At 65.4% G+C, this 12,288-nt stretch carries 11 protein-coding genes; 4 read left to right on the top strand and 7 right to left on the bottom strand.

Annotated features, from left to right (window positions below):
- The first annotated feature begins 60 nt into the window (after positions 1–60).
- Positions 61–1,086 carry an NAD(P)H-binding protein gene (locus tag LV28_RS35380; protein ID WP_038617652.1) on the top strand — a complete coding sequence of 342 codons (1,026 nt, stop codon included), beginning with the start codon at positions 61–63 and terminating at the stop codon, positions 1,084–1,086.
- A gap of 41 nt (positions 1,087–1,127) precedes the next feature.
- On the opposite strand, the gene LV28_RS35375 is transcribed toward LV28_RS35380, so the two are convergent.
- Positions 1,128–1,994, bottom strand: a complete 867-nt coding sequence (locus LV28_RS35375) for an IclR family transcriptional regulator (protein ID WP_023595864.1) — start codon at positions 1,992–1,994, stop codon at positions 1,128–1,130.
- A 33-nt stretch (positions 1,995–2,027) separates the two neighbouring features.
- Complete coding sequence (locus LV28_RS35370) at positions 2,028–2,705, bottom strand: cupin domain-containing protein (protein ID WP_023595863.1); 678 nt, start codon at positions 2,703–2,705, stop codon at positions 2,028–2,030.
- A gap of 213 nt (positions 2,706–2,918) precedes the next feature.
- On the opposite strand from LV28_RS35370, the gene LV28_RS35365 reads away from it, so the two are divergent.
- Positions 2,919–4,181 carry an MFS transporter gene (locus tag LV28_RS35365; protein WP_038617656.1) on the top strand — a complete coding sequence of 421 codons (1,263 nt, stop codon included), beginning with the start codon at positions 2,919–2,921 and terminating at the stop codon, positions 4,179–4,181.
- 121 nt (positions 4,182–4,302) lie between these two features.
- Here LV28_RS35365 and LV28_RS35360 read toward each other — a convergent pair whose 3' ends face one another.
- From LV28_RS35360 to LV28_RS35340, 5 genes are all read right to left on the bottom strand, one after another.
- Positions 4,303–6,174, bottom strand: a complete 1,872-nt coding sequence (locus tag LV28_RS35360; RefSeq protein WP_081326869.1) for a feruloyl-CoA synthase — start codon at positions 6,172–6,174, stop codon at positions 4,303–4,305.
- Complete coding sequence (locus tag LV28_RS35355; protein ID WP_023595860.1) at positions 6,159–7,331, bottom strand: ABC transporter substrate-binding protein; 1,173 nt, start codon at positions 7,329–7,331, stop codon at positions 6,159–6,161. The genes LV28_RS35360 and LV28_RS35355 overlap by 16 nt, the downstream gene beginning before the upstream one ends.
- A gap of 62 nt (positions 7,332–7,393) precedes the next feature.
- Positions 7,394–8,314, bottom strand: coding sequence for a beta-keto acid cleavage family enzyme (locus LV28_RS35350; RefSeq protein WP_023874429.1), 921 nt, complete (start codon positions 8,312–8,314; stop codon positions 7,394–7,396).
- Between the two features lie 129 nt (positions 8,315–8,443).
- Complete coding sequence (locus tag LV28_RS35345) at positions 8,444–9,370, bottom strand: 3-hydroxyacyl-CoA dehydrogenase NAD-binding domain-containing protein (protein ID WP_024788492.1); 927 nt, start codon at positions 9,368–9,370, stop codon at positions 8,444–8,446.
- 26 nt (positions 9,371–9,396) lie between these two features.
- Positions 9,397–10,155 (bottom strand): crotonase/enoyl-CoA hydratase family protein, encoded by a 759-nt coding sequence (locus tag LV28_RS35340; RefSeq protein WP_023874433.1) that lies wholly within the window; start codon positions 10,153–10,155, stop codon positions 9,397–9,399.
- Positions 10,156–10,375: 220 nt separating this feature from the next.
- Here LV28_RS35340 and LV28_RS35335 point away from each other — a divergent pair, with 220 nt between their 5' ends.
- Positions 10,376–11,293 carry a helix-turn-helix transcriptional regulator gene (locus LV28_RS35335; protein WP_023595856.1) on the top strand — a complete coding sequence of 306 codons (918 nt, stop codon included), beginning with the start codon at positions 10,376–10,378 and terminating at the stop codon, positions 11,291–11,293.
- Between the two features lie 175 nt (positions 11,294–11,468).
- Positions 11,469–12,254, top strand: coding sequence for an FRG domain-containing protein (locus tag LV28_RS35330; RefSeq protein WP_023595855.1), 786 nt, complete (start codon positions 11,469–11,471; stop codon positions 12,252–12,254).
- The last annotated feature ends 34 nt before the right edge of the window (positions 12,255–12,288 follow it).

Here is a 12,288-nt window from a genome sequence, read left to right as displayed (position 1 = left end):
TTTAAATTAGCTGGCCAAGACTGAAAATGGCGTCACTTTCCTCATCTCAGGAGCGACACCATGACCCCCGAATCTCGCAACGGCGTCGGCCGCGCCCTCGTGTTGGGCGCGACGGGCGGCATCGGCGGCGAAGTCACCCGCCAGTTGCTGGCGGCCGGCTGGCAGGTGCGGGCGCTGCGGCGCGGCGGTGCGCCGCGCACGCAGGTTGCTTCGAGCAGCGTGCAGTGGCTCGACGGTGACGCCATGCACCCGGCCGACGTGCTCGCCGCCGCGCGCAATTGCGACGTGATCGTGCATGCGGTCAATCCGCCGGGGTATCGGAATTGGGATACGCAGGTACTGCCGATGCTGGACAACACCATCGTCGCGGCCACCCGGCACCGCACGACGATCGTGTTGCCGGGCACGGTCTACAACTACGGTCCCCAGACGTTCCCCGTGCTACATGAAGACGCTCCACAACAGGCGCTGACCCGCAAGGGACGGATTCGCGCGGCCATGGAAAGCCGTTTGCGCGATGCGGCGCGTCATGGCGTGCAAACCATCGTCGTGCGCGCCGGAGACTTCTTCGGCGCACAGACACGCAACAGCTGGTTCGGACAAGGATTGGTAAGGCCAGGCAGGATCACGCGCACGGTGCGGGTACCGAATTCGCCCGGCGTGGGGCATCAATGGTCATACCTGCCTGACGTTGCCCGCACCATGCTGGCCCTCATCGAACGACGCGCGACGCTCGGCGAATTCTCGAATTTTCATATGGCAGGCCACTGGGATGCCGATGGCACGCAAATGGCCGGGGCAATCGTTCGCGTGATGGCACAGTGCGGCGTCAAGGCGACCGTGCGCCGCTTCCCCTGGTGGCTCGTCGGACTTGCGTCCCCGTTCGTCACGACGCTGCGCGAAATGCGCGAAATGCGCGAAATGCGCTATCTCTGGCGGCAGCCAGTGCGCATGGACAACACGCGCCTTGTCGCGGTGCTGGGAGAGGAACCGCATACGCCGCTCGACGTGGCCGTGCAAAGCACACTGGAAGGCCTCGGCTGCCTGCCCGGCCACCCCGGCGCCACGCGAATGGCTCACCCCTGACGCGCGCCGTTATGCCGACGCGGCGACCGCAGACGCGGGGGTCAATTGCCGCGAGCGCCCCCCAGCAGGCGCGAGATGCGCCGCGCGGCGTCGGTCAGCGCGGCGACCGTTTGCGGATTGGGATGCGCCGGCAAGTAATGAATCGAGCCGACGATGGCGAGGGTGCCGAAGAGCGATCCATCGTCCTGCACGATGGGCGCGGCCAATGCATTCACGCCGAGGAACACTTCCTCCGGCGCGTCGGCCCAGCCGCGTTCGCGCACCAGCGCGAGTTCGTGAGAGAGCCGCATCGGATCGGTGATCGTGTGGGGCGTGCACGCTTCGAGAGGCCCGCAGAGCACGGCATCACGTCGTTCGGGCGGGCCGAATGCCAGGGCGATCTTGCCCTGCGCCACGCTGTGCAGCTTGAACTGCGTACCCGGGTGCAGCAGGATCTCCAACGGACTGCGCCCGCGCATGACGTCGAGCACGACCACATCCTTCTCGGTAAACGAGCTGATGACGATGGTCTGCCCCACGGCATCGCGCAACTCCTCCATGACCGGGCGCGCCAGCCCCACCACATCGAACTGCTTGACGAGCTTCTGGCCCAGCAGGAACAGGCGCCAGCCGATGCGATAGCGGCTGGTGCGCGGGTTCTGCACCACGTAGCCCTCCTGTCGCAGCGCCGTCAGATGACGATGCACGCGCGCCTTGGGCACACCAAGCGCTTCGGCCAGATGCGTCACCCCACACTCGGCATTGCGCTCGGCCAGCAACTCGAGAATGCGCAGCGAAATCACCGAAGTCGACGACGTGTTGAGTTCGTCGCCGCCCGCCTCGCCCTGGCTTGACGGATTCGGCAGGGTCGTGGCGGCATCGTGCGCGCCGGGCCTTACGCCGTTCGGGGTGTCCTTCGATGGTTTCACTGCGTGTCCTTTGTCACTGGCGCCGCACGGTGACTACTGCGCGTCGAGCGAGATGAAACGCTCGCCGAACACATGGTAGCGCTGCGGCTTGTTCTTGTTCGCGTCCTCGGCGTTGACATAACGGATCGAACTGCGATTCCGGCAGGCCCGCGGCAGGATGAAGCAGCGGATGAATGTCGTGTCGCGCGCCTCGGTCGTGGGCGCGAGCACGGGCGCGTGCCCCAGTTCGAGCCAGGCCTCGCCGGGCCCGTGCGTATGCGACGCGCCGAGCGTTTCGATCGTGATCTCGCCCTCGAGCGTGCAGCGCACGCCAGGTCCTTGATGCACGTGCGTATGCGCCACGCCGCCGGGGGGGAATTGTACCTTGTCGCATCGCATCAGCCAGCGCTGCCGCGGGTCCAGCTCGATGGGCGCGGCCAGTTTGAGCGTCGACGACGCCCCCGGGGCGGAAGCGATCTCGCCCGGTGTCGGCGCATCGCCCGACATCAGTTCCCAGCGCCACAGCGTCGCACCTTCGCTGCCCGCGTTCAATGCCACATCGTCTTCGCCCAGCCAGGCACTGTGCGCAGGATGATGCTGCGCTCCCGTCTCGAACTCGATGGCTACGTCACCGCGCACGACAAAAATCGCGCGCCTCGCCGCAGGCAGATAGACAGGCGCGTGGTTCGGCGCGATGACGTCCTCGTACAAACGCAATTGAAACGGCTTCACTTCTCGATCTCCTGTAACCCATCGCTTGCCCCGACCATCGAGACAATGCTGATACGAAGTATCGTTCATCGATACGCAAAGCACCATTTATGGTTTACCACAACACCCGACTCCGGATTGTCCTGCTACTATTCAAACGAAATCATTCCTGCTCGTATCGATAATCGATACAAAGCACATGATATAACGATGACATCCATGAAGGAGACAAGAATGGACACTGGCACGACCGCCCTGAAATCGGCGGGCGGGGCACGCCGGCCGTGGTATCGCGGCGCGAGCCCCGCGCAATGGCGGGCATTTGGTTCGGCGTATATCGGCTGGATGCTCGACATCATGGATCTGATGCTGTTCGCGATGGTGATTCGCTACATCAGCGCCGATCTGCACTTCGACAAGGGCGTGGCGGGCATGATCGCGTCGCTCACGCTGCTGGCCACCGCTTTCGGGGGATTGTTCTTCGGCTTTCTCGCCGATCGCATCGGCCGCACCCGTTCGATGATTCTGTCGATCCTGTGCTACTCGATCGGGACTGCGCTGTGCGGCTTCGCCGACTCGGTGACGCAACTGCTGGTATTCCGCTTCCTGCTCGGGCTCGGGATCGGCGGCGAGTGGTCGGCCGGCGCCGCCCTCATCACTGAGACGTGGCCCGCCGAGCATCGCGCGAAAGTCATGGCGTGGGTGCAGAGCGCGTTTGCCGTCGGTTACGCGGTCGCCGCGATCGTTGCCGCCGTCATCCTGCCGTACTTCGGCTGGCGTTGGGTCTTCGCGTTCGGCCTGCTGCCGACGGTGCTGGCGTTCTGGGTCCGTCGGCACGTCGAGGAACCGGCCATCTGGCGCGATCAGCGCGTGCGTCTCACGCTGGGGCAGACGCTGGGCATGCTCTTCGGCCCGTATGCCCGCAGCACGATGGTCGGTCTCGCCTTCACGGCGGCGGCAATGTGCGGCTACTGGGGATTGTTCACGTGGATCCCGGCGTATCTCGCCACGCCCGTCGATCAGGGCGGACCGGGCTTCGACCTGCTGCGCTCCACCACCTGGATCGTCATCATGCAGATCGGTGCGGCGGCCGGCTTCGTGTGTTTCGGCTACATCGCCGATCGCATTGGCTGCCGCAAGTCGTTCCTGCTCTTTTTCCTCGTGTCGGCGGTCACGGTGCCGCTCTACGTGGCGATTCGCGAGCCCCTGCTCCTGCTGGCGTTCGGTCCGGTCGTGGCGTTCTTCGGCACGGGGTTCTACAGCGGCTTCGCCCCGACCTTCGCCGAGATGTTTCCGACGCAGGTGCGCGCCACCGCCCAAGGCTTCATCTATAACACCGGGCGCGCGGCCAGCGCACTCGCCCCGGCCGCGGTCGGCCTGCTCTCGCGCGGCGAAAACGTGAGCGCCGCACTGGGGGCGACAGCCGGCTTCTTCCTGCTCGCGGCCGTCATCGTGTACTTCTTCCTGCCGGAAAGCCACGGTGACGCGCTCGCCTGAGCGACATCTTCCCGGGCAATGAAGGCCTGGCGCGCCGGTCGGTGCACGTTGTGCCACCGGCGCGCCTTCGCGCTCACATTCCTACGCTTGCAGGTTGGCCCCGCGCGGGCCGCCGAACGTGTCAGAGCGGCGGCAGGCGAATCACCGACTCGCACGTCGAATACAGTCTCGCAACATCGTCCGCACGCAAATTGAGCACCGCTCGCTGATTGACGTAGCCCTTGTCGGTGATCTCCCCCAACTCCAGCGATGGCGGCGACCCCAGTATCGCAGCGCGCGCCGCGCGCTGCGAACTGCCCGCATCCTGAGCCAATTGGTCGAGCGCGGACGCAATCGCGGCACGCACCTCGCCATGCATCGCCATCGCCTTGCCGGCATGCGCGGCATCGCCCGCCAGTTCCACCGCCTTTGCGCGCATGGCAGGGCTCGGGAAGATCAGCAAACCGATTTCGTCGCGGTCGTGCCCGGCGATCACCACATCCGACGCGTAGGGTGCGAGGGCCATGACCGCCCGCAAGCGCAGCGCGCCGACGGAGACCCATGTCCCGCTGGTCAGCTTGAAGTCTTCCGATACGCGGCCGTCGAAAATCACGCCTGCCCCCGGATCCCGGGGATCCGACAGGCGACCGGCGTCGCCGGTGCGATAAAACCCTTCGTCGTCGAACGCCTGCGCCGTCGCGGCGGGATCGCCCGCATAGCGCTCGAATACCGCCGGGCCTCGCACGCGCATTTCCAGCTTGTCGCCGTTGGGCACGAACTTCAGCTCGTTGCCCGGCGCCGGCACGCCGATGTTGCCCGCGCCCGGGATCGGAAAATGCACGCTGGTGATGAGCGGCGAGGTTTCCGTCGCCCCCCACGCCGACGTGAAGAACGGCAATGTCTCGCAATGGCGCGACGCGAGCCGTTCGAAGCGCTGCCAGAGCGCGGGCGGCAAACTCGCCGCCGCGTAAAACAGCACTTGCAGGCGGGCGAAGAATCTGGCGGCGAACGCCTCGTCGTCTTCCAGGAACGGCGCGAGCGCCTCGAACCCCTTCGGCACGTTGAAGTGCAACGTCGGCGATACGTCGCGCAGCGCCTCGACCGAGCGCTCGATCAGCTCCGGCACCGGGCGGCCGTCATCCACATAGAACGCACCGCCGTTGCGCAGGGCCATATGGAAGTTGTGATTGGCGCCGAACGTGTGGCTCCACGGCAACCAGTCGACCACCACCGGCGCGGCCTCGTCGATGAACTGCCAGCACTGCGCGATCATCTGTTGGTTCGCGGCGAGCATGCGGTGCGAGTTGACAACGATCTTCGGCTTGCCGGTCGAGCCCGAAGTCAGCAGCAGCTTGGCCGTATCCTCCGCTCGCACCTGCGCGAATGCGATGTCGACGGCAGGTGAGACCTCGGTCCCCGCCAGCGCATCGAAGCACAGCCAGCCCGCGCGCCCGTTGCGGGTCGCGACGATCGGGCAGCGAATCGGTGCGCCGTCGAGCGCACGCCCATAGGCATCGCCGTCTTCCACATAGATCAGCGACGGGTCGAGACGCGCGAGAATGCCGTGCAGCTTGCTCATGTCCTTCGCAATTCGCGAATACGCCGACGACACGATGGCAGCGTGACGCCCCGCCATCATCGCGCCGAGCACGAGCAACGCATGATTGACACTATTGTCGGACAGGATCACGACCGGGCGATCGCGGGCAATGCCGAGATCCAGCAATGCCTGCGCCACGCCGCGAGCGCGGCGCAGCGCGTCGCCATACGTCACACACCGCCACAACGCCGGGCCACGCTCGCCCGGTTGCGCGCGCTCCGCCACGAACACGGCGTCGGGCGTGCGCGCGGCCCACTGCACCAACCAATCGGCAGGACTGCGTGCGTAAGCGCCCAGCGGGGTACGCGACCGGATGATGAAACTGCCGTCGGCGCGCGCCTCCCGTTCGATATCCGGCCGGGCGAGGCGTGGCGTGCCGGCCGCTGCGAAGCCGGGATTCAGTCGATGGTCCACTTTCCGCCCTTGACCGTGACGAGCACACGACCGTCTTCGCCATAAGCCGAATGGTCCTGCGCGCTGACATTGATCATGCCGTGCGTTGCCGCAAGGCCACGGGTTTGCTCGATGGCCGAGACCAGGGCGTCGCGAAACGCCTGTGTGCCCGGCTGCGCCTGCTTCACGGCCACCGCCACCGCGCGATCGAGCACCAGGTAGGCATCGTAGGCGTACCCGGCGAACAGATTACGCGACCCGGCGCCATACTGCGCTTCGTAGCGCTTCGCGAAATCGGTGGCCACTGCCTTGCCGGGGTGGCTGGGGCTCAACTGTTCGGCAACCAGAATGTTGCCCACGGGCAGGATCACCCCCTCGGCGCTCTTGCCGGCCACGCGCAGGAAATCGTTGTTGGCGACACCGTGCGTCTGGTAGATGCGCCCCTTGTAGCCACGCTCGCGCAACGTGCTCATGGGCAACGCACCCGGCGTGCCGCTCGCGGCGATGATCACGGCGTCGACATTGGCGGACATCATCTTGAGCGCCTGCGCGGTGACCGACTGATCGTTACGCGCGTAGCGCTCGATCGGTGCGACCTGGATCTGCCGCGCGCCCGCGCGCGCCTGAATGTCCTTGAGCCACGCCTCGCCATACGAATCGCTGAAGCCGATGAAGCCAAGCGTCTTCACCTTGTGCGCCTTCATGTCGTCGAGCACCGCGTCGGCCATCACTGCCACCGATTGCGGCAGCGAAAAGACGTAGCGCATCTGTGCCGCGCTCGGCACGAACGGACACAGCCCCAATTGCGGCGTGCGCGTGTCGGCGGCCACCGCCGCCACGGCCAGGCAAGCGGGGGTCGTCGACGACCCGATGATCGCATCGACCTTGTCCTCCGTGGCCAGGCGCCGTGCGTTCTTTGTCGCCGTCGTCGGATCGGTGGCATCGTCAAGCACGATGTAGCGCACCGGCAGACCGCCGAGCGTGGGCGCAAGCATGCCGATGGCCTGCTTCTCCGGGATGCCCAGCGATGCGCCGGGACCGGTGCTCGAGAGTGTTACGCCGATGGTGACGGCCGCCGGTTGCGCGCCCGCCTGGGTGGAAGTGCACAATGCAGCCACGCAAAACGAGAGCGTGGACAGCGAGAAAGCGATACCGCGCGTGAATCTGTTTGCCGCCATGTGACATGTCTCCTTGTCTTTTCGTTATCGGGGCCGGACAGCCAACTACGCACCGCTGAAACTCATCGCATGGCGAACTCCGGCAGCACCTCCCGGTTACGCGGCAAGCCCATGATTTCACGGGCTTCGGCCGGCGTTGCGGGCTCGTAGCCCATATCGCGCACCATGCGCACGATGCGCTCGGTCAACTGCTGGTTGGTCGCCAGCACGCCTTGTTCGTAATAGAGGTTGTCTTCCAGGCCCGTGCGCACGTGACCGCCGAGCAGCAGGGAGTTCATCGCCGAGGGCAACTGCGCTGGGCCGATGCCCGATACGCAGAAGATGCTCCCCTTGGGCAGCATGTCGACCATTTGCTGCAATACGCGCGGGGTGTAAGGCATGGCGTTCTGAAAGCCGCGATGCACGCCCAGCACGAGGTTCACGAAAAAGGGCTCCTCGTCGAAGCCTGCCGCGGTAAGCGTGGCCAGGTCCTGCACGATGTGCGTTGGGCTGAACACTTCCCACTCGGGCTTGATGCCGCGCTTTTTCATTTCCACGGCCAATTGCTTGCAGCGCTCGGGCGAGGTGTGCATGAGCAGCTCCTTGCCGCCGAAGCTCGCGATGATGGTCGTGGCATCGAGCGTGCACATCTCGGCGCCAGCCTCCATGCCCTTGATGCGCTCCTCCCACAGAATTTCCCAATAGCCGTTGGCGGCCTGACCGATCATGTCGCCATGCACGCCGCCTCCGGTCGAGTTGTTGATGACGATGTCGCACTTGTCGCGGATGCGGCGGTTGATGTCGCGGTAGATCGCCGGATCGCACGTGGCACCATCGTCACCCGGACGTCGCGCGTGGATCGCCACGACGCTCGCGCCCGCGTTGTAACAATCGTAGACGTCGCGTGCGATCTCGTCGGGCTGCGTGGGCAAATGCGGATTCTGCGACTTGTGGGCCATCCCCCCCGTGGGGGCAATGGTGACGATGACTTTCGGCTTGCTCATGCGTGTCTCCTTGAATCGTTCGTTCAATCGTTTCATCGGCCGACAGGCCGACGACATCGGCGTTGCGTCGCAGCGCACCGGTTGTCTTGCCCCGTGGCGCCGGCCGCCTCCCCACCGCGGTGACGGGCGTTACGGCTTGCTCGCGAGAATGCCGAGAATGATCTCGTCGCGCTGGGCTTCGAGCCGGGCGTTGCCGCGCCCCGCCAGTTCGGCCTCCACCCCCGCGGTGATACGCGCCTTGAGCGCGTCGGTCAGCTTCGGCTCACCCAGATCGGCCCACCATGACTCGATGGGCGGGCCCAGATGGTCGAGCAGATGCGCGATCCCACCGGCGCCGCCGGAGAGGTGCAGATTCAGGAACGGGCCGAGCGCTGCCCAGCGCAAGCCCGGGCCGTAGGCAATGGCGTCGTCGATGTCCCCGACCGACGCCACGCCGGTATCGACCAGATGCATCGCTTCGCGCCATAGCGCCGCCTGCAACCGGTTAGCGATATGCCCCTTGACCTCTTTCTTCACGTGAATGGGTCGCTTGCCGATTGCGCGATAGAACTGCATCGCGGTGTCGATCGCCGCGGCTGACGATTGCTCGCCGCCGATCACCTCGACGAGCGGAATCAGATGCGGTGGGTTGAACGGATGCCCGAGCACCACGCGGCCCGGGTGCGCGCACACGGATTGCACCCGGCTCATCAGCAACCCCGACGAACTCGATGCGATCACCACGTCCGGAGGCAACGCCGCGTCCATCTTGCGAAACAGCGCCTGTTTCAGATCCTCGCGCTCAGGGCCGCTTTCCTGCACGAATCCAGCACCCGACAGCGCGCCCTCGAGCGTGTCGTGGAACGTCAGCGCGTCGCGGTTCGCGTCGGGCGACAGACCGATGCGGATGAGCGTAGGCCAATGGGCATCCACCGCTTCGCGCAAGCGCTCGCGTGCGCCGGGCGCGGGATCCCATGCGCATACGCGCAGCCCGCGCGCCAGAAAATAGGCCGCCCAACTCGCACCAATCACGCCGGTGCCGATCACCGCAACCTGCTCGATGTTGTCGTATTTCACGTTCGTCTCCGTGGTGGGCCGCACGATTAGCGCGACGCGCGGCCGAGAAATCGTTCCATGCGCTCTCGCGCTTCGGGTGTGGCGAGCATCAGCGCACTGGTCACCGACTCGGTGAACAGGCCGTCGCCCATCGACATGTCATGGATGCGCGAAAGCGCGTGAATCGTCGCCCAGTTCGACAACGGGCTGTTCTGCGCCGTGTCGCGTGCGAGTTGCGTGGCGAGGGCGAGCCCCTCGCCTGCTTCGGTCAGGTAATGCCCCAAGCCGAGTCGTTCGCCGTCGGCCGCATCGTAGCGACGGCCGGTGAGCATCATCTCCGTCATGCGATCCGGCCCGAGAATCCGCGCCACGCGCACCGACGCGCCGCCACCGACGAAGATGCCGCGCTTGCCTTCGGGCAACTGGAAGAACGCGCTTCGCTCGATAACGCGCACATGCGCACAGAGCGCCAGCTCCAGGCCCCCACCGATGACGGCGCCATGCAACACGGCGATCACCGGGCGTCCCCCGAACTGGATCTCGTGGAATACCTTGTGCCAGCGCTGCGAGACACGCAGTACGTCGATCGGGTCGCGCGTGCTGTTCTCCGAGAGGTCGAGCCCCGCGCAGAAGTGCTCGCCCGCGCCGCTCAACACCACGGCGCGCACACTGTCGTCGAAATCGCGGAACGCCGCCTCGAGGGAATCGATGGCGGCGTCGCACAGAGCGTTGCGCTTCTCGGCACGCTCGAGCGTCACGAAAGCGATCGCGTCTTCAACGTGAACTCGCAAGTGGGAATAGGTCATGTCTGCATTGGCTCCGAAACGTAGAAAGTATCTTATAAGATATTTTCCACGTTTCGCCATTTGTGCAATGCAGTTCAGGGTTAACAGGGATAATCCACCACTCAAGGAAATTTATTGCACAATAATCGCAACCCGTCGTCGTCGAACGCCGCACGGGTTGTCGCGAGAGAGCTATCCCATAGTATATTTACGCGCGACATCTTCGAATCCCTGCCGCCCCATGCCGAAACTGCCTGCCGATGCGCACCTGCCTGCCAAGCTCGACGACGTCGGTGCGGGCGTGACGTCGCGCCTGGCGTCGCTTGCCATGCGAATTCGCACGCTGCGCGCACAGCGCGGCATGACGCGCAAGCAACTTGCCGCCCAGTCCGGCGTGTCGCTGCCGTACCTCGCGCGCGTGGAAGCCGGTACCGGCAACGTGTCGCTTGCCGTACTGCACAAGCTGGCTGAAGCATTGAATGTCGGCGTGGAGACGCTGGTGGCCGAGCGCACCGCCTACGACGGCGATCTGCTCATCCTGGTCGAATATTTGCGCCAGCAACCGCCGGAAGTGCTCTCGCGGTTGCGGCGCGAGATCGTCGTGCCGCAGCCCGCGGACGGGCGCCGTGCGGGGCAACGCATCGCCCTTATCGGACTTCGCGGCGCGGGCAAGTCGACGTTGGGCCCGATGCTTGCGGAGGCGATTGGCGCGCCCTTCATCGAACTGGATAAGGAAGTCGAGCGCGATGCCGGCATTGCCATCGGCGAAGTGATCACGCTCTACGGTCAGGCGGCGATGCGGCGCATCGAACGCCAGTGCATCGAGCGGATCATTGCCGAGCATGACCACGTGGTGCTTGCCACGGGCGGCGGCATCGTGTCGGAAGCGCCGACGTACGAGCGCGTGCTCCGCGCCTTCCGCACGGTATGGCTGTGCGCCAGGCCCGACGTTCACTTCCAGCGTGTCATGCGGCAGAACGATGCACGCATCGCCACCGAGGCCTTGCGCAACGAAGCCCTCGATCACATCCACCGCATGCTCGACGCGCGCGAATCGCTTTACCGGCTGGCCGACATCACGCTGGACACTTCCGACATCACGCCCGACGCCGCCCTCGAAGCCCTCACGCGCCACCTCGCACCGGTCCGAGCAGCGTAAGTCGGCGTCATCGGTCATTCGCCCGAAGATGCCGACGCCAACATGCTTGAGCTGTCACGGTCGCCGTACTATAGTGGCCGACGCATCGCTGGCGCTGCGTTGGCGAGCTCACAAAACCGGCATGAACGCTTCGCCCAGCGCATCGCTGCAGGCCGACTCAAGGATTTCGCCCACTATGGACACCACCGTCGTCGAGAGCTGGAAGGATTTCACGGAACTCTCTTCGCGCTTCGAAGGATGGGCGTTTCGCGGGCAGCAGGACCAGCGTTGGCACCTGCAAAGCTCGCTGTCCCGCTACCTCCACGCCTATGTATCGGACAAGGAGCAGTGGCGCAGCCGCGAAGCGCGCGCCATTCGCATCTTTCGCCGCAAGGCGCACAACCACGTCCCCTGGCCCGAGTTGCTGCACGATGACCTGCGCTGCCTTGGCCTGATGCAGCACCACGGCGCACCGACCCGCCTGCTCGACTTCACCAAATCCCCGTTCGTCGCCGCGTTCTTCGCACTGGAGCGCGCAACAACCGACGCAGCCATCTTTGCACTCAATACCCCCGCGCTGTATGCGGACCGCGCGCGGCCGCGTCACGCGCCATGGCTCACCCGGGACACGATCGATCCGCGTGTGAAGGGCAATATGGAGAAATACTTCCTCGGCAACGACAACGAGGTGGTCTGGTTTGGAGAGCCGGAGGAAATGGACGGGCGCCTGATCGCCCAGTCGGGAACTTTCGTGTTGCCGGGCGTGATCGACCGCCCGCTGCATCGAATTCTCGACGGCTACGAAAGCGACGAGCCGCTGCTGCGCAAGATCGTGTTGCCATCGACGCTGCGCGCCGACGCGATGAAATGGCTGTACCGGATGAACGTCACGAATGCGTCGCTTTTCCCCGACCTCGACGGTCTGGCGCGCTCGATTGCCGTCGAAATCGAAATGGTCTGGCCGACGCAGACCCTCGGCTGACGATCACGGCGAAATCGCTCGGTCAGCCACGCCG

Origin of the sequence: Pandoraea pnomenusa (assembly GCF_000767615.3) — a bacterium.
Classification (GTDB): domain Bacteria; phylum Pseudomonadota; class Gammaproteobacteria; order Burkholderiales; family Burkholderiaceae; genus Pandoraea; species Pandoraea pnomenusa.
The sequence above is the reverse complement of the archived record's forward strand: the minus strand, read 5'-3'. Positions and strand labels throughout refer to the sequence as shown.

Coding starts and splice junctions, on each gene's coding strand:
- LV28_RS35380 (WP_038617652.1), top strand. CDS start 61: ATGACCCCCGAATCTCGCAACGGCGTCGGCCGCGCCCTCGTGTTGGGC.
- LV28_RS35365 (WP_038617656.1), top strand. CDS start 2,919: ATGGACACTGGCACGACCGCCCTGAAATCGGCGGGCGGGGCACGCCGG.
- LV28_RS35355 (WP_023595860.1), bottom strand. CDS start 7,331: ATGGCGGCAAACAGATTCACGCGCGGTATCGCTTTCTCGCTGTCCACG.
- LV28_RS35350 (WP_023874429.1), bottom strand. CDS start 8,314: ATGAGCAAGCCGAAAGTCATCGTCACCATTGCCCCCACGGGGGGGATG.
- LV28_RS35340 (WP_023874433.1), bottom strand. CDS start 10,155: ATGACCTATTCCCACTTGCGAGTTCACGTTGAAGACGCGATCGCTTTC.
- LV28_RS35335 (WP_023595856.1), top strand. CDS start 10,376: ATGCCGAAACTGCCTGCCGATGCGCACCTGCCTGCCAAGCTCGACGAC.
- LV28_RS35330 (WP_023595855.1), top strand. CDS start 11,469: ATGGACACCACCGTCGTCGAGAGCTGGAAGGATTTCACGGAACTCTCT.